The organism is Clostridioides sp. ES-S-0049-02 (assembly GCF_020658465.1).
Classification (GTDB): domain Bacteria; phylum Bacillota; class Clostridia; order Peptostreptococcales; family Peptostreptococcaceae; genus Clostridioides.
In genome coordinates, this window is sequence record NZ_JACVWG010000001.1 from 554513 (window position 1) to 573841 (window position 19329).

Annotated in this window: 14 protein-coding genes and 1 riboswitch; of the genes, 11 read left to right on the forward strand and 3 right to left on the reverse strand. The window is 29.1% G+C overall.

Translation table 11 applies throughout. From position 1 onward, the window contains the following. Positions 1–322: 322 nt before the first annotated feature. The 5 genes from IC213_RS02560 (at position 323) to IC213_RS02580 (ending at position 4556) form a co-directional block, all read left to right on the forward strand. Positions 323–1381 (forward strand): galactitol-1-phosphate 5-dehydrogenase, encoded by a 1059-nt coding sequence (locus IC213_RS02560; protein WP_227432744.1) that lies wholly within the window; start codon positions 323–325, stop codon positions 1379–1381. Positions 1382–1394: 13 nt separating this feature from the next. Next, positions 1395–2216 carry a transketolase gene (locus tag IC213_RS02565; protein WP_255606540.1) on the forward strand — a complete coding sequence of 274 codons (822 nt, stop codon included), beginning with the start codon at positions 1395–1397 and terminating at the stop codon, positions 2214–2216. 2 nt (positions 2217–2218) lie between these two features. Further along, positions 2219–3136, forward strand: a complete 918-nt coding sequence (locus IC213_RS02570; RefSeq protein ID WP_227482770.1) for a transketolase family protein — start codon at positions 2219–2221, stop codon at positions 3134–3136. A gap of 68 nt (positions 3137–3204) precedes the next feature. Further along, on the forward strand, positions 3205–3891 hold the full coding sequence (gene araD / locus IC213_RS02575) for an L-ribulose-5-phosphate 4-epimerase (RefSeq protein WP_227824116.1): 687 nt from the start codon (positions 3205–3207) through the stop codon (positions 3889–3891). 17 nt (positions 3892–3908) lie between these two features. Continuing rightward, positions 3909–4556: a class II aldolase/adducin family protein gene (locus IC213_RS02580; RefSeq protein WP_227437322.1), complete on the forward strand. Its 648-nt coding sequence runs from the start codon at positions 3909–3911 to the stop codon at positions 4554–4556. 181 nt (positions 4557–4737) lie between these two features. Here IC213_RS02580 and IC213_RS02585 read toward each other — a convergent pair whose 3' ends face one another. Beyond that, a complete protein-coding gene (locus tag IC213_RS02585) occupies positions 4738–6105 on the reverse strand; it encodes an alanine/glycine:cation symporter family protein (protein ID WP_227437321.1) in 1368 nt (455 codons plus the stop codon). Between the two features lie 187 nt (positions 6106–6292). Next, positions 6293–6381: riboswitch (glycine riboswitch) on the reverse strand. A gap of 428 nt (positions 6382–6809) precedes the next feature. Between IC213_RS02585 and IC213_RS02590 the strand changes: the two genes are divergently transcribed. Together IC213_RS02590 and IC213_RS02595 are read left to right on the forward strand one after the other, a co-directional pair. Continuing rightward, positions 6810–8927, forward strand: a complete 2118-nt coding sequence (locus IC213_RS02590) for a DNA topoisomerase III (RefSeq protein WP_227862696.1) — start codon at positions 6810–6812, stop codon at positions 8925–8927. Between the two features lie 107 nt (positions 8928–9034). Next, positions 9035–10288 (forward strand): flagellar protein FliS, encoded by a 1254-nt coding sequence (locus IC213_RS02595; protein ID WP_227437317.1) that lies wholly within the window; start codon positions 9035–9037, stop codon positions 10286–10288. A gap of 65 nt (positions 10289–10353) precedes the next feature. Here the strand turns inward: IC213_RS02595 and ytvI are convergent, their stop codons facing one another. Continuing rightward, the gene (gene ytvI, locus IC213_RS02600) at positions 10354–11415 is read right to left on the reverse strand and encodes a sporulation integral membrane protein YtvI (protein ID WP_227437315.1); all 1062 of its coding nucleotides are present in this window, start codon (positions 11413–11415) and stop codon (positions 10354–10356) included. Between the two features lie 292 nt (positions 11416–11707). On the opposite strand from ytvI, the gene IC213_RS02605 reads away from it, so the two are divergent. The 4 genes from IC213_RS02605 to IC213_RS02620 all read left to right on the forward strand — a co-directional run bounded on the left by IC213_RS02605 (position 11708) and on the right by IC213_RS02620 (position 17289). Next, positions 11708–12448, forward strand: coding sequence for a tyrosine-protein phosphatase (locus tag IC213_RS02605; protein ID WP_227862697.1), 741 nt, complete (start codon positions 11708–11710; stop codon positions 12446–12448). 11 nt (positions 12449–12459) lie between these two features. Beyond that, positions 12460–14238, forward strand: a complete 1779-nt coding sequence (locus IC213_RS02610) for a BglG family transcription antiterminator (RefSeq protein WP_227482767.1) — start codon at positions 12460–12462, stop codon at positions 14236–14238. Between the two features lie 174 nt (positions 14239–14412). Further along, entirely contained in the window at positions 14413–15330 is a 918-nt protein-coding gene (gene pfkB / locus IC213_RS02615) for a 1-phosphofructokinase (protein ID WP_227835754.1), read from the forward strand. Between the two features lie 39 nt (positions 15331–15369). Then, entirely contained in the window at positions 15370–17289 is a 1920-nt protein-coding gene (locus IC213_RS02620; protein WP_227437309.1) for a PTS fructose transporter subunit IIABC, read from the forward strand. 338 nt (positions 17290–17627) lie between these two features. On the opposite strand, the gene IC213_RS02625 is transcribed toward IC213_RS02620, so the two are convergent. Beyond that, positions 17628–19022: a metallophosphoesterase gene (locus IC213_RS02625; RefSeq protein ID WP_227862698.1), complete on the reverse strand. Its 1395-nt coding sequence runs from the start codon at positions 19020–19022 to the stop codon at positions 17628–17630. Positions 19023–19329: the final 307 nt, after the last annotated feature.

Sequence of the window (19329 nt, forward strand, 5' to 3'; positions counted from 1 at the left end):
TGAATCAAGAAATCTATAATTGATTTTATAGGAGTATCAGAGATTATCTGAAAATCTATAAATGAAATGTAGATTTCTTTTTATTTTGATAAATATTAGGATTCTGTTTTATTGTGCTCAACTATTAATTTTATGAATTTTATTTTGTTATTTAAAACATATTTTTTTATATTTATACAATAATGTAATTTGATTTTATAAAATGTATTATACACTGTCAAAATGCTTTGTATGTAAGGTATTTGTAGATATGAATTATTTGTTTTTTGTATGGCATAAATATTGCTATATATAAGTGTATAGCATGAAGGGAGAGGTTTATATGGCAAATAAGATGAGAGCATCAGTACTATACGATATAGGTGATGTTAGATATGAAATGGTTGATATACCAGAAATAACAGATGGAGAAGTACTTGTAAATGTTAAATATGTTGGAATATGTGGCTCGGATTTACCTAGGTCTATGGTTAGTGGATTGAGTGGAGGTACAGCATATCCATTAATCTTAGGACATGAGTTTTCTGGTGAAGTTGCTAAAGTAGGGTCAAAAGTAAAGAGTATTAAAGTAGGAGATAGAGTAGCTGTTGCCCCATTAGTTCCTTGTGGAGAATGTGGTTATTGTAAAGAGGGGAATTTCGGATTATGTAATGACTACAATATAATTGGGACAAGAGTAAATGGAGCTTTAGCAGAGTATGTGAAAGTTCCTGAAGAGCATGTTTTAAAATTACCAGATACATTAGATTATGAAACTGCTGCTGGAATTGAACCAGCAACTATAGCATATCATGGGATTGCAAAAGCAGATATTAAGGTAGGAGATAGTGTAGTTGTACTAGGGTGTGGTCCAATAGGTCAGTTTGCTTTACAATGGGCAAAGGTTTTTGGAGCATCTAAAATTATAGCTGTTGATATTTTCAATGAAAAGCTAGAACTTTCTAAAGGTCTAGGAGCGAACTATACAGTAAATTCAAAAGAAGTAGATGCAATTGAAGAAATAAAAAAAATAACTAATGGTGGTGCTGATATTGTCATAGAGACTGCTGGTAGTAGGTTTACTCAAGAGCAATCTCTACTTATAGCAAAAAAAAGAGGAACTATAGTATTTGTAGGTATTTCGCATACAGAATTACCACTTAGTGCAAAAGCTACGGAGAGCATATTACGTGGAGAACTTACTTTGAAAGGTTCTTGGAATTCATATACAAGTCCTTATCCTGGAAGAGCATGGACCGCAACATTAGATTTTATGGGAAAAGGAGATATTATTTTTACACCAATGATTTCACATAAAATAGGTCTTAATGAGGTAGGAGAATTTCTGCGTAAAATGGCAAACAGAGAAATAAATTTTAATAAAATCCTAGTAGAAATATAAAAATTTAAGAGGTATAAAAATGAATAAAAAACTAAAACAAATAGCTAAAAACATAAGAATAAGTATTATAAAAAGTATAACAGAAGCTAAGTCTGGACACCCAGGAGGTTCGCTGTCAATAGTAGATATATTAACTGTATTGTATTTTGAAAAAATGAATATAGACCCTATAAAATTTAATGATGAAGATAGAGATAGATTTGTATTATCAAAAGGGCATTCTGCACCAGCATTATATGCAACTTTGGCAGAAAGAGGTTATTTTGAAAAAAAGGATTTAATAAGTTTAAGAAAATTTACTTCTAAGTTACAAGGACATCCAGACATGAAAAAGGTAGCAGGAGTAGATATGTCTACTGGTTCTCTTGGACAAGGTTTATCTGCTGCAAATGGTATGGCATTAGCTGGTAAATTAGATAATAAAAGCTATAAAGTATACACTATTTTAGGAGATGGCGAGATTCAAGAAGGACAAATATGGGAAGCTGCAATGACAGCATCACATTATAAATTAGATAATTTAATTGCATTTGTTGACTTAAATGGATTGCAAATAGATGGTTCTAATGAAGAAGTAATGAATGTTAGTCCAGTAGATGGCAAATTTAAATCTTTTGGATGGAATGTAATACTAATAAATGGACATTGTTTTGATGAAATAGGAAATGCAATAGATGAAGCTAAAAAAGTTACAGGAAAACCAACAGTAATAATAGCTAAGACTGTAAAAGGTAAAGGTGTTTCATTTATGGAAAATAATGCTGCATGGCATGGAACAGCTCCAAATGCAGAACAAGCAGAACAAGCATTGAAAGATTTAGAAGGAGGTCTATAGGAATGGGAATAGCAACTAGAGAAGCTTACGGACAAGTGTTAAAAGAACTTGCAGAAAATAAAGATATAGTAGTATTGGATGCAGACTTAGGAAAAGCTACAAAAAGTATATCATTTAAAGAAGTTGCTCCAGATAGATTTTTTGATATGGGGATAGCAGAAGGTGACATGATTGGTACAGCAGCAGGTCTTGCTACTTGTGGAAAAATACCTTTTGCAAGTACTTTTGCAATATTTGCAGCAGGAAGGGCTTATGAACAAATAAGAAACTCTGTGGCATATCCAAACTTAAATGTTAAAATAGCAGCTACTCATGCAGGAGTAACAGTAGGAGAAGATGGAGGAAGCCATCAAGCTATAGAAGATATATCTTTAATGAGAGGTATACCAAATATGGTTGTATTAAATCCTGCTGATGGAATAGAAGCAAAGAAAGCTATATTTTCTGCTGTAGATTACAATGGTCCTGTATATCTAAGACTTGGAAGAGCAACTACTGAAGATATACATAATGATGATTATAATTTCAAAATTGGAAAGGGCGAGATTCTTAGACAAGGTTCAGATGTAGCTATAATTGCAACTGGAATAATGGTTTCAAAAGCTATTAAATCTGCTGAATTATTAAGTAAAGAGGGACTTGAAGCTATGGTAGTTAATATATCAACTATAAAACCAATTGATAGTGAACTTATAGTAGAGGTAGCTAAAAATACTGGTAAGGTGGTAACTGTAGAGGAACACAGTGTAATAGGTGGATTAGGTTCTGCTGTTACAGAAGTTTTAAGCGAGAAATACCCTGTTGTAGTAAAGAGGATAGGTATAAATGATGAATTTGGTCAATCAGGAAATCCAGAATCTCTATTAAACTATTATGGATTGACTGTAGAAAATATAGTTAGTACTGCAAAATCATTCTAAATAAATATAATCAATAATAAAAGCAAACTAAAAATAAATTTTATCAAAAAAATATAGGAGGAATCAGAATGTTAGAGACTCTAAAAGAAGAAGTATTAAAAGCAAATTTGGAATTACCTAAAAGAGGATTAATCACTTATACATGGGGAAATGTAAGTGGAATAGATAGAGAAAAAGGGTTAGTAGTAATAAAACCAAGTGGTGTTGAGTATGATAAGATGACTGTAGAAGATATGGTAGTAGTTGATTTAGATGGGAATATAGTAGATGGTAGATTAAGACCTTCTTCAGACACTCCAACTCATCTAGTTTTATATAAAGAGTTTGAGGAATTAGGAGGTATAGTACATACACATTCAAGTTGGGCTACAACTTGGGCTCAAATAGGTAAATCTATACCAGCATGTGGGACTACTCATGCAGACTATTTTTATGGAAGTATACCATGTACTAGAAAAATGACTCGAGAAGAAATAAGTAGTGAGTATGAAAGAGAAACTGGTAATGTAATTGTTGAAGAATTTATGGGGAAAAACCCAATACACTGTCCAGGAGTAATTGTAAATGACCATGGTCCTTTTACTTGGGGTAAAAATGCAAAAGAGGCTGTTCATAATGCAGTGGTTTTAGAAGAAGTTGCAAAGATGGCATATTATACAGAATTAATGAGTCCTGAGAATACTATGGATAGAGTACTTATGAACAAGCATTTTTCAAGAAAACATGGTAAAAATGCATACTATGGTCAAAAATAACTGTCTGGAGGTAAATTATGCTAGAATCTTTAAAAGTTAAAATTGTGGAAGTAGCAATTAAAGCAGAGAATTATGGTTTATGTAAGGAAAAAGCTGGTAATTTTAGCATTAGAGATAAGGATACTGGATATATACTTATAACACCTTCAGGTATAGGAAGAGAAGAATTGAAGACAGAACACATTTGTGTATTAGACTTGGATGGGAATGTAATAGAAGCTGAGAAAGGTATTAAACCTAGTAGTGAGGTGCTAATGCATATTGAAATATACAAAGTGAGAGCAAATGTAAATGCTATATCGCATACACATTCTCTCTATGCAACAGCATTTTCAGTGGCAAATAAACCAATTATACCAATTGTATATGAGTCAGTTAATTATGGTGGTTATGTAGACATAGCTCCATATGAAAGACCAGGGACTTTGGAACTAGCCAAAAGTGTTTCAAAGTTATTATTAGATACGGATGCATGTTTATTAGAAAGGCATGGATTGACAACTGTAAGTAATGACCTTGAAGATGCTTTGTTAAAATCGAGATATGTAGAAGAAGTAGCAGAAATATACTATAGGTCTTTAGTATTAAATCAATTTAAAGAACCTAAGGCAGTAGATATTAATGAATTTAAAGCATGGAAATATCCAGATGAAATAAAATTTTAATTAGGATGATTTAAATTAAATAGATGAACTATAATAGGTATTAGCTTCTTTATATAGTGTAGTACTTCTTAAGTAAATATATTTAATCTGATATATTCATTTAAAACAAAAATAATATAAAACCCTAAATCGATTCTTATATTGGTTTAGGGTTTTATATTTTTTATTTATATATTTCTACTTATGCATTTCTTTTTAGTTGATTTTCTGGAGAATTTATATATTCAAAGTATTTTTTAGTTTCAGATACTATTATAGGTGATAGTGCAAGCAAAGCTATTAAGTTAGGTATTGCCATAAGTCCATTTACAATATCAGCAATTATCCAAACTACTTCTAACTTTAAGAATGCACCTAATAATACCATAGCTACAAATACAGTTCTATATCCATTCATACCTTTTACACCAAATAGGAATTCAAAACATCTTTCTCCATAATAACTCCACCCCAAAATTGTAGTGAATGCAAATAATGTTAAGCTAACTGTAAGTAATATTGGTCCAAATGTAGGAATAGCACCATTAAAAGCTGCTTGAGTCATAACAGCACCATTTAAGTCTGAACACCAAACACCTGATATAACAAGAGAAAATCCAGTAAGTGTACAGATTATAATAGTATCTATAAAAGTTCCTGTCATAGAGATAAGTCCTTGCTCTGCTGGCCACTCAGTTTTAGCAGCAGCAGCTGCTATTGGAGCACTACCTAAACCAGATTCATTTGAAAATACACCACGGGCGATACCATTTCTAATTGCTAGTGACATAGTTGCACCTAGAAAACCACCAGTTGCAGCAGTAGGTGTAAATGCACTTTTAATTATCAATACAAAAGTTTCAGGTATTTTATTCCAATAAGATATTAAAATGACTCCACAGATTACAATATAGATAACTGCCATAAAAGGTACTATCTTAGTAGCAACATTAGATATACTTTTAAGACCTCCAAATACAACTAAAGCTACAAATACTGCTAGTACAACACCTGTAATTCTAGGGTCCACTCCAAAGCTACTATTGATAGCGTCTGTTATTGAATTTACTTGAGTAAAAGTACCTATTCCTAAAAGTGCAACTAATATACCACTTATAGCAAAGAATATTGCAAGAGGTCTCCATTTTTCTCCCATACCATTTACTATGTAGTACATAGGTCCACCAGATACTTGACCATTTTTATCTTTAGTTCTGTATTTTATTGCAAGGACACCTTCTGAGTATTTAGTAGCCATCCCAAAGAATGCAGCTATCCACATCCAAAAAAGTGCACCAGGTCCACCAGCTTTAATAGCTGTGGCAACCCCAACGATATTACCAGTACCAACTGTAGCAGCCAATGCAGTACATAAAGCTGCAAAACTTGAAACATCACCACTACCTTTATTTTCAGCAGCAAATATTAGCTTAAGAGCACGTGGAAGTTTTGTTATTTGCACAACGCCAAGTTTAACAGTAAGTAATATACCAGTACCAACTAGTAGTACCAACAGGGGCGGTCCCCAAATAAAAGCATCAACTTTGTTTAAAATATCAATTAGATTCATAAAAACACTCCCTCATTTTTTTGCTTTACACAATCAATAGAATTTTTAATGAAGTAATTGACAGGAAATTAGTATAATTTATTAATAATTTCTAGTGTAATAAAAAAAGCTAAATCTAAAATAGATTCAGCTCTGGATATACACTAATTAGCAACCAAAATAAAAGTATTAATAATACTAGTTTTGGTAGATAATCCCTGTCCTTTTGCCTGAGAGATTGAGCACAAATGCCTTGCCCCTTCGGCGCCCATAATGGGTCTCTCCAGAGTTCCGTAAATTTTACAGTCCTACTTTAAAAAAGTACCTGAGAGTGTTACTCCTTCGGTGTGCCATATGGCAACTCTTCTATAAAATCTTAACCGGATATTGATTTGTCATAGCTTATTGTATTAATAATATTAATATAAGGTTTTGTGTTTTGTCAACTAAAAAATTTAAAAACAGGAAAAAAATATAAAAATATAAGTCTAATTACGAATTATAAACTTACAAATTTAAATAATATACGTAAAAATAAATAGGATAGTAGGTGTGTAAATCAAATTAAATATAGGTTTGTGATAAAAAAAGAAGAAAATATTAAATAATTAATTAGAATTGATTTAATTATGGTAATATTATAGTTACAATGTTAAGAAAAAGTATATTTATTTAGCTTTTAAGTGTAGTGTAAGATTGGAGAAAGAGAAAGGAAGTATTTTAAAATGGGAAAAATATTAGTACTAGCAGAAAAACCTTCTGTGGGAAGAGATATAGCAAAAGTTTTGGGTTCAAAAAATGAAAAAAATGGATATATAGAGGGACCAAAGTATATTGTTACCTGGGCACTAGGTCATTTGGTTACACTTGCTGACCCTGAAAGTTATGGAGAAAGATACAAATCATGGAGTTTAGAAGATTTACCAATACTTCCTAAGTATCTAAAGACTGTTGTAATAAAAAAAAGTGGAAAGCAGTTTAATACAGTGAAGGCTCAAATGAACAGAAATGATATAGATGAAATAGTTATAGCAACAGATGCAGGGAGAGAAGGAGAACTTGTAGCAAGATGGATAATAGAGAAATCTCAAGTAAAAAAACCTTTAAAACGTCTTTGGATTTCTTCAAGTACAGATAAAGCAATAAAAGAAGGTTTTGCAAAACTAAAAAGTGGTAAAGAATATGAAAATTTGTACTATTCAGCAATAGCACGAGCAGAAGCCGATTGGATTATTGGAATAAATGCAACTAGAGCTTTAACAACAAAGTATAACGCACAGCTTTCTTGTGGAAGAGTGCAGACTCCTACTCTTGCTATGATATTGAAAAGAGAAGAAGAAATAAGAAATTTTAAACCTAAAGAATATTATGGATTGGAGATAATTGCAACAAAGGGCAACTCAGATATAAAGTTTATTTGGAATGATAAAAATAATAATTCCTCAACTTTTAGTAAAGAAAAGATGGAAGGTGTATCAAAAAAAGTAAAAGATTTAGATGTTAAAATATCTGAAGTAAATAAATCATATAAGAAAAAATATTCACCTGCGCTTTATGATTTAACAGAATTACAAAGAGATGCAAATAAAATGTTTGGATTTTCAGCAAAAGAAACATTATCTATAATGCAAAAACTATATGAACATCATAAGGTACTTACTTATCCTAGAACTGATTCTAGGTATCTAACTTCGGATATTGTTGGAACATTAAAAGATAGAATAAAAGCTGTAAATGTTAGTGATTATTCGAAGGTTTGTAATAAGTTATTAAAAAGTAATATTGTATCTAATAAGTCTTTTGTTGATAATTCAAAAGTAACAGACCATCATGCTATAATACCAACAGAGCAAAAAGTGTTTATGAGTGATTTTACAGATAAAGAAAGAAAAATATATAATCTTGTCGTAAAAAGGTTTTTGGCAGTATTAAGTCCTCCCTTTGAATATGAACAGACAACTATAAGTGCAACTATAGAGGGCGAGACATTTAAAGCCAAAGGCAATAAAGTAATAAATCTAGGTTGGAAAGAAAGCTATAAAGATATGGATGATGAAGATGAATATGAAAGCATTCCAAATGTATTGGAAAAAGATATTCTTAAAGTTAAAAGCTTGAAGATGACTTCAGGAAGGACAAATCCACCACCATACTTAAATGAGGCTACACTTTTAACATCTATGGAGAAAAGTGGACTTGGTACAGTTGCTACTAGAGCAGATATAATAGAAAAATTATTCAATTCATTTTTGATGGAAAAGAAAAATAAAGATATATATATAACATCAAAAGGAAAACAACTGTTAGATTTAGTTCCTGTGGACTTAAAGACACCAGAACTTACAGCATCGTGGGAAAAGAAATTATTAGATATTTCAAAAGGGAAGCTTAATAAAAATACATTTATAAATGATATGAAGGATTATTCAAAAGCTATTGTATTAGAAGTAAAAAGTAGTGATAGCAAATTTAGACATGATAATTTAACTAAAAATAGATGCCCAGAATGTGGTAAATTTATGCTAGAGGTAAATGGTAAGAAAGGTAAAATGTTAATTTGTGAAGATAGAGAGTGTAATACTAGAAAAACCATATCACAAACAACTAATTCAAGATGCCCTAATTGTCATAAAAAATTAGAACTTCGTGGTGAAGGTGAAGGAAGAATATTTACTTGTAGTTGTGGGTACAGGGAAAAATTATCCTCTTTTAATAAAAGAAAACAAGAGGAAAAAAAGAAAGCATCAAAGAAAGATGTTAATCAATATCTAAAAAATCAAAATAAAAATCAAGAAGTATTTAATAATCCATTTGCAGAAGCCTTAGCTAAGTTGAAAAAATAAATAGTTTTCATGGCAATATTATACACAATCATAACTTTAACTATATATTAGTTATATGTACTGATATAATATAGGGTATAGTTTAGACATGAAAGTAGGGATGTCAAATGAGATTAAATTATATATTTAAATGCTATTGTGACAAATGTAAAGATATATGGAATAATTCAAGTATCGAATTATGTAAAGAAATAGAAACATATAGTGAAGATTCACAAAAAAAGTGTGAAGGCGAATTAGATAAATTGATAGATAAAGTATCAGTTCACTTAGAAAAGTGTCCAAGTGATGTTGTTCTAAGAAAAATGTGGATAAAAAAAGGTGAAGCTTTTTTGCAAAAAACACTAGAAAAAGAGAATATTTTTAAATTAGAGAAAATGAATGTAGAAGATAGAAAAAAATTCTTAGAAATAACAAAACAATTTATCAGAGATGCTAGAGGATTTGATGATGATTTACCTATAGAAGATATTATGCAGGCCATGAGAAATGTATGGATTTCAAATGCACTGCAATTATTATTTGGAAAAGATGTCTATTATTCAAAAGCAAGTTTTGCATATAGTATGTTATATCCATATACAGACAATTATTTAGATAATACAAAGACAAATGAAATGGATAAAGCCTTATTCAATCGTTGGTTAGAAAAAAGACTCTTAGGAGAAAAAATTAAACCTAATAACTGTCATGAAAGTAAAGTATCTCAGATGATAGATTATATTGAAGAGGTTTATCCTAGAGAAGATTTTAAAGAAATATATGAGTCATTGTTATTAATATTTGAAAGCCAAGTAAAGAGTTTAAAACAGCAGGATAAGGAGACTTATTTGCATAAAGACGAAATATTATCTATTTCTATTGAAAAGGGAGGTTCATCTGTTTTAGTAGATGGATATTTAATAAATGGGCTTATGACAAATGAAGAGGTAAAGTTTTGTATTGGTTATGGATTTTTATTACAAATATCTGATGATTTACAGGATATAAAAGAAGATTTAAAGTGTAATCATAAGACTATTATGACAGAGATGTCAAAAAAGGGTTTATTGGATGAAATTGCAAATAAGTTAATAAACTTTACTATTGAATTAATAGAAAACTTTAAAATTAACAGTAGAAATGAAGCTATAACAGACATGATAAAAAATGATTGTTTAATGTTGATTTTGTTTTCTATAGCTTATAATGCTGAATTTTTTTCTATAGAATATATAAAAAAAATAGAGAGATTTCTTCCATATACGATATCTTATTCATTGGAAATTAAAGAAAAGATGCGAAAAAAATTTAAAAATATTGATTTTTTAAATAATGAAAATGAATATAAAGAAATGATTGATACTATATGTGCAAAGTAGAAAAATAGTGAGATGTATAATACATATCTCACTATTTTAAGTTTAAATAAAATATTGATTTTAAGTTATTTAAATGCAGTAATAATCCCATTATCATGTAGATTTTTAATGATTGTAGCTGCAATAGGAAAGCCAAATAATCCAGCTATTCCAAATAGTTGAGCACCAACAAACATACACATTAGTGTTATTAAAGGATACAGACCAATTTGTTGTCCTACTACTTTTGGTTCTAATATTTGTCTAACAACAGTTATGATGATGTATAGTATTAAAAGCCCTATTGCCAAATGTATATTTCCATTGATTAATGAAATAATCATCCAAGGAGTTAAGATACTTCCTGTGCCTAATACTGGTAAAATATCGACAAGCGCAACTATGACAGATATAGTAAATGCATTTTCAACTTGTAGGATATTAAGACCAATAAGAAGTTCTACAAATGTTACTGATAGTAGTATGGCATATGCTTTTAACAATTTTAAAATAGCATTGATACTACTATTTTTTATATTGATTATCATTGTCTGACTTTTTTCTGGAAACTGTCTTAAAATAAAGTTCACTATTTTTTGATAGTCAAATGTAAAGAAGAAAGAAGCAATTAAAGTTATAATAAGTTTCAACATAAACGCAGGTGTTTTACTTGCAATACTTGCAATAGCATTAAGTGCATTTGTTGAAATAGAGGCAACTAAAGACATCATAGATTGACTGATATTATCCCAACCAAGTATCAATGCTAGATTAACATTAGGTGTACTAGCATCTATCTTAGAAAATAAAGTGTTTAATGTTGGCTGTATACCTGATTTATATATATCAGGAAGTCTAAAAAATATGTCGCTTATACTTGCAAATATTTTTGCACCAAAACTAACTAATAAAAATATTCCTAATCCATAAAAGGCTAAAAGTACTACCGCAGAAATAAATGTACGGTTTAAGTTTGTATTATCTGTAATAAGTTTTATAATAGGTCTTAAAATAAAGGCAATGATAAAACTAATCACAAAAGGCATTAATAATGGAAATAAGAATTTTAAGACAACATATATAATACTTGCTATTAAAACTACATATGTAAATTTAATTATAAAGCTCTTTTGTTTTTGAATGTCCATAATATAAAACCTCCAATGTATTTGATATTATTCTAAATATGGTCTTATTTGTATAAAATATACTACTGTATATTGATTATAAACTATAAAGCTTCTATGTAGTAAATAAATTATGTAAAATTTAGGTTAATTTTGTATAAAGATATACTTTTGTATTTTAAAATTATTAAGCAAATACGAAAAAATATTTTAAATAAATAGCATAAAATTGTGATAAAATTAATTTATAATGTTTGAGCTAAATATAGTAGATAACTTATCATATGATAGAGAATTTTTAAGAGGTGGTAAGATGAAAAACTTTAGAGATTTAGGTGGAAATAAAACAGAGGATGGTAGAACTGTAAAGTATGGTTTATTTTATAGGTCTGCAAAGTTGTCAAATTTGAGTAGGAATGATATAAAGATTTTAAAAGACTTAAATATCAAATATGTATTTGATTATAGGAGTGATGAAGAGGCACGTAAACATCCATCAACAATAATATCAAATATAAAAAATATAAGAATTCCAGCAATGAGAGAATTAGAAGAATCAGGAGGTCGTTTTGGCTCTATCGAAGATATGATTGAGAGTTTATTTGAAAAAGATGGTGCGTTTAATATGCTAAATAATAGCTACTATAATCTACCTGTAAATAATCCTTCATATAAAAAGCTAGTAGAACTTATAAAAGATTACTCTAATTTGCCAGTACTAAATCATTGTACAGCTGGTAAGGATAGAACTGGTATAGGAAGTGCTATAATTCTTATGATTTTGGGTGTATCAAGAGAAAATATAATGAAAGATTATCTAAAAAGCAATGAGTTTGCAGATAAGGAAATAGAAAGGTTTATAGAATGTAAGCCTAAATTTAAAGATATTCCAAAAGAAAGATTAAATTATATATTTGGTGTAAATGAAGAATATATGAATACAGCCTTTAGAAGAATTGATGAGGAATACAATAGTGTAGAAGAGTATCTATATGGAGAATTTAATTTAAATAAAGAAGAGATAAAAAAATTGAGAAATCAATATCTAGAGTAAAAGGTGATTTTATGAGTTTAAATATAACAGCTAGACAGATAAATATAATAAAGATACTGTTAAATTCAAAAGATACAATGAGTGGACTTGCCTTAAGCCAAGAAATAGGGTGTTCTTCAAAGACTATACAAAATGAAATAAAGGATATTAACAAACAGCTTAAAAATGGTAAAATTTTATCAATAAGAGGTGTTGGTTATAAGTTAGAGGGAAGCTTTGATGAAGTGAATTTAAATAGTAACCTTTATGATGATGTAGATAGGGTAGAATATATAATCAGAAAAATACTAACTTTAAGCAATGAAGAAAAAAATACTATAAGGCTTGAAGATTTAGCAGATTCTATGTATGTAAGTGTTTCAACAGTAAAAAATGACTTAAAAGAAGTCAAGAGGATATTTGATAAGTATTCAATTTCTGTTAAATCTAAGCATAAACAAGGTATATGTATCTCTGAAAATGAAGATAAGATATTAAATTGTATAATTGATTTAAGTAATAAGAGAGACAACCAACTCAGTCTAAATGATTTTTTAAATGATGATATAAAAGAAAAAAAGTTAATAATAAAAAAAATACTATTAGACGCATTAAATGAAAATGGATTAGTACTAACTGATATAGAATTTAAGAATGTATTAAATAATATATTAGTTATTTTGAGCAGGCATAAGTATGATGAAAGAGAGTTTATAAAGGACTATGTAGAAACTTATAGCAACAAAAGAAGTTCAATATTGGAAAATGAACAGAACAAAGAGATTATAATAAATTCGATAAGAACATTTTGTAAAAATTTAAAGCTAGCTACGTCAATAGATATAAGCCATGATGATATATTTGAAGAATATTTATATAAGCATATTAGTAGCTTGTGTAAGAAAATAAAGTTAGGCATGAATCAATCGCCTATAATAGCACAAGATATTAAAATAAAGTATCCTTTTGCCTTTGAGTTAGCTAATATAGCTAAAAAAACAATAGAACAAGATTTAAAAATAGAAATCAACGAAGATGAAGTTGCAAATATAGCTCTACATATAGGAGGTGCTATTGAGAGGGCATCCTATAATAATAAAGATAAGGTTTTCAAAGCGATAATAGTTTGTACATCAGGTATAGGTACCTCAATGTTAATAAAAGCTAAATTAGAGAATATATTTAGAGAAAAGCTAGAAATATTAAAGGTTATTCCTTCATATCTAGTTGAATATGTAAAGGTTATAGATGTTGATTTTGTAATATCTACTGTACCTATTGAAATAGGTGATATACCAGTAATAAACATCTCTCCAATGTTGAGTGAAAAGGAAATTAAATTAATTGAAAAATATATAGAAACAGGAAATGTATATTTGGATTTAGATATAAAAAACTTATTTGATAGTGCGTTGTTTTTTACTGACTTAGATTTTAAATATAAAGAAGAAGTTATTGATTTTATGGCAAGTGAACTTGTACAAAAAGGTTATATAGATGATGACATGAAAAACTCTTACTTTGAGAGAGAAAAAATAGCAACAACAGAAATAGGCAACATGGTATCTATACCACATGGAGCTATTGGAAAGGTTTATGATAATAAAATAGCAATTGGAATACTAAAAAAACCAATTGCTTGGGAAATATCAGATGTGCGCTTAATAATAATGTTGGCACTTGATAAAGATAAAATATTAGATTATGAAGTTATATTTTCAAACATATACAAAAGAGTAGACTCCATAGCGAAAGTTATAAGCATATGTGAAAATAGCAATTTTGAAAAATTTGTAAACATGTTTAAATAGATATATATAGAACATAGTGTTGTATATACACATGCAAATTTGGATAATATAAAACTAAATAAGATAAAAACGATAAATTTCTCTTTTAATTAAGAGAAATTTTTTGACTTTCAGGGATATTAATATGGAGTTAAGATATAAACATAAGATAAATAAATAAAAAGAGGTGGCAAAATGATTTATACAGTAACATTAAATCCATCAATAGATTATATAGTTAAATTAGATGAATTAAATACAGGAAGTACAAATCGTGTAAATGAAGAATACGTTTATCCAGGAGGAAAAGGTATAAATGTGTCTTGTATACTTAAAGAACTTGGACATGACAATACATCATTAGGTTTTATAAGTGGTTTTACTGGTGAATATATAGTAAAAACATTGGAGGAAAAAAAATTAAAAACAGACTTTATAAAATTGAAAAACGGTTTTTCAAGAATAAATGTAAAAATAAAAGTGTCAGAGGAAACCGAAATTAATGGACAAGGACCCAATATAAGTGATGAATACATCAACCTATTATATAAAAAACTTGATAAATTAAATCAAGATGATATTTTAATATTGGCAGGTAGTATACCATCTACTTTAGATGAAAAATTATATGAAAATATAATGTCTAGACTAGAAGAAAAGAATATAAAAATTGTTGTAGATGCAACAAAAAATCTTCTTCTTAATGTCTTAAAATATAAGCCTTTCCTAATTAAACCTAATAATGATGAGCTAGAGGAAATGTTTGGTGTTAAATTAAATTCAAATGAAGATATAGTAAAGTATGCTAAAAAGTTAAAAGAAATGGGAGCTGTAAATGTTTTAGTGTCAATGGGTAAAGATGGTGCATTACTGATTACAGAAGATAATGAAGTATTTATAAGTGATGTGCCAAAAGGAACTGTAAAAAATTCTGCAGGAGCAGGAGATTCTATGGTAGCAGGGTTTATATCTGGATATCTAAGTACTGGTGAATATGATTATGCTCTTAAATTAGGTGCAGCTTCAGGAAGTGCAACTGCTTTTTCATATGATTTAGCTGAAAGAAAATATATTGATAAATTAGTAAACGAAATATCTGTGAAAAGATTTTAAAAATAACCTAAAAAATATATAGAGAGGAAATGAGAACTTATGAAAATTATAGAGTTATTAGATGAAAAATCAATTAAATTAAATTTAAAGTCAAAAAATAAACCAGAAGTAATAGAAGAACTAGTTGATTTAGTTGAAAATAGTGGTAATTTAAATGATAAAGAAAATTATAAGAAAGCAATTTTAGCCCGTGAAGAGATGAGTACAACAGGAATTGGAGAAGGTGTAGCTATTCCTCATGCTAAGACTACAGCAGTTACTAAAGCTTGTATAGCAGCAGCTGTATCAAAGGAAGGTATAGATTATGAATCTTTTGATGGAAGTTTGTCAAATTTATTTTTTATGATAGCTGCACCAGATGGAGCTAATAATACACATCTTGAAGTATTATCTAGATTATCTACAATACTTATGGATGAAGATTTTAGAAATAAACTTATAAATTCAAATTCAGCAAGAGAATTCAAAGAAATAATAGATAAAAAAGAAAGAGAAAAATTCAGTGAAGAATATCAGGATGAAGAAATTAGTAAAGAGGATGTTTTAAATAATAAAGATAAAAATATTAGTAAGTATCCTCAAGTTTTAGCAGTAACAGCGTGTCCAACAGGAATAGCACATACATTTATGGCAGCTGAAAGTTTAAATAAAATGGCTGAAAGTAAAGGTATCTCTATAAAAGTAGAAACTAATGGTTCAGCAGGTGTTAAGAATAGACTTACAAAAGAAGAGATAGAAAATGCTACATGTATAATAGTAGCAGCAGATAAAAATGTTGAAATGGCCAGATTTAATGGCAAAAAAGTTATAAAAACTAAGGTTGCTGATGGTATACACAAAGCGGAAGAACTTATAGATAAAGCTGTAAATGGAGATGCTCCAATTTATCATGGAGAAGAAGGAAGTCACAACGAATCAAGTGAAGAAAACGAAAGTGGATTTAGAAAAGTCTACAAGCATTTAATGAATGGTGTGTCTAATATGTTGCCATTTGTTATTGGTGGAGGTATACTTATAGCTTTGGCATTCTTACTTGACGATTACTCTATTGACCCTTCACATTTCGGTTCAAATACACCAATAGCAGCATTTTTTAAGGGAATTGGAGATAAAGCATTTGGATTTATGTTACCTGTACTTGCAGGTTATATAGCATATTCTATATCTGATAGACCTGCATTTGTTGTTGGTTTTGTGGGAGGAGCTCTTGCAGGAGATGGTGGTTCAGGTTTTCTAGGAGCATTACTTGCAGGTTTTATAGCAGGATATTTGGTAGAAGGACTTAAGAAAATATTTAATGTATTACCAACTTCATTAGAAGGAATAAAACCAGTATTATTATATCCTTTATTTGGAACTCTTTTGATGGGCGTTATAATGACATTTCTAGTAATACCTCCAGTTACAGCAATTAATAATGCTATGGTTGGATTCCTAAATAGTTTAGGTGGAACTTCAAAAATAGTTTTAGGATTAGTGTTGGGTGGAATGATGGCTGTAGATATGGGTGGACCTGTGAATAAAGCAGCTTATGTATTTGGTGTAGCATCTCTTGAATCAGGGCAATTTGAAATAATGGCAGCAGTAATGGCTGGTGGTATGGTTCCTCCACTTGCTATAGCTCTTGCAACTACATTCTTCAAAAATAGATTTACAAAAGAAGAAAGAGAGTCTGGTAAAGTTAACTATGTAATGGGGTTATCATTTGTAACAGAGGGAGCAATACCTTTTGCAGCTGGAGACCCACTTCATGTTATACCAGCTTGTATTGGAGGTTCAGCAGTAGCAGGAGCACTTAGTATGCTATTTAATGCAGCTCTTCGTGCACCTCATGGAGGAGTATTTGTTATACCAGTAGTTACTCATCCACTTGGATATATAGTGGCTATAATTGTAGGTGCTGTAGTTGGAATGATGCTTTTAGCACTACTTAAAAAACCACTAAATCAAAGCGCATAATAACCAAAGAGTATTAAAAGGGATAATTTTAGATATATTTAAATGAAATTATTATAAAATAACTGACTGACATTTAACTGACAGTCAGTTATTATTATTTAAAAAAATTTACTTAAACTACAGGGTATTTCATTGTCAAATTTTTAAATCAGATGAGAATATCTATTTTATAGTTATTTGTAATACTTTATAGCTTTATAACTAAGTCATAGTATAGCTTTTTACTTGAAAAACTTTCAATTAGCCTTGACTTATATTTTGTATCATGTTTCATAAATCTTACATCTCATCTTTTAATTAATATTTTAATATTCAATCTTAAATCAAGGAATAAAACTCTACTCTATATGTTCTAAATTAATATTGTATTTTCTTTCACCTTTTATAACTTTGAATTTATCATTTTTATTAGGATAAATAGTCACAACATTGTTTTTGTACTCTGATTCATCACATTTTATATTAAATGGCATAAGCTCTGATTCTCCATATAGATAAGTAACAGGTTTATTATTCTTCATAACGACAATTTGTAGCATATCTCTATCTTTTGGAGAAGATATATTTCTCCATTTATATCCTACAGCTTTATATATATCGTTTGCTGATGTTCCAGACTTAAAGATAAATATTTTATCCCATTCAGGCGGCATTACTTTTGCCAGTCTTATTTCATTATTGTTTTCACTAGCTTTCATAAGTGAAGAAACAAATTGTCTAAATTTCTCATCTTCTTTATTTTTCTCAAATTTAACTAACTCACTGGATTTGTCAACTACACTCCATTTATCGTTATTTTTTTCTAATTTAAAGTTAATTTTAGAAATACATTCTCCATGCTTTCCTGGTTCAGTAACTATAACCTTTTCTCCCAATGTGTTTTTATAATCGTGTTGTTCAATTTGAACATGATTATGCCCTGCAACTATCGCATCAATACCATCAACTTGTTGAGCTAAATCTTGTATTCTATTGCCTGGATTTTTAGGATTTTTAGGTCTTTCACCTGTGTGCGCAACAGCTACTATTATATCTGGACTTTCTTTTTCCATGATTTTTACCCATTTTTTAGCATCTTCTACTAAATCATTCATATATAGTTCACCACTATAACCTTCTTGGTCTTTTAGTTCTAAAGATTTAGAATCTACAAGTTCTCCATTTTCATTTAGTTGTTTTCCTTCACCAACTTCTTTTATAGTAAGTCCTAGAATTCCTAGTTTTACATTTCCTTCTGGTGTATCAATATTTTTTATTATGTATGGTTTTGTATAGCTATCCCCATTTTTCTTATAAGTATTAGCTGATAATACATCTATTTTTTGTTTTTCAAAATCAGATATCATATTGTCTAAATGAAATTTATTAAGAGATATAAATTCATGATTACCAAGAACTACAGCATCATAACCGACTTCTTTCATGTCCTTTGAAATAGGAGTTTCAATATAGCTTTCAGTTTTGTTGTTGTTATCTTTAAGCATAGCATTAGAATAATCATCCATACTACTTCCTAAAGCTACTCCACGGTCAAAGAAGTCTCCAGCATCTACTAAAGTTATATTTTTATCTTTTTCTCTTTGTTCCCTTACATAAGAAGTTAACTCATAAGGGATGTTACCATGTAAATCGGTAGTGGCTAGTACATTTATTTCTGTTGTATGTTTTGAAGTACACCCAGACATTAGCAATATAAATAAACAAGTAATGCCTATAATTATTTTGTTTTTCATAAAACCTCCATTTTACTTTTTCTGAATATTTGTTTTAGTGTCATTAACTACATAATCCCCCTGTAATATCAATAGTAATATATTACTATACAAAAATCAACTATATATTTCATAGACATATAAATTGATAGAGATAAAAATAAAGTTCATTAAATAAAAATCAATTAAAAGTAATCTCAAAAGAATTTTAAAGCATGCTATAAGATTGGTTAACTATAGTATCTTTGAGAAAATGATAAACAAATAATCTATAGTCTTGCATTTATTTTTTTATATTATTTATAATAAATAAACCCTATGATGGAAA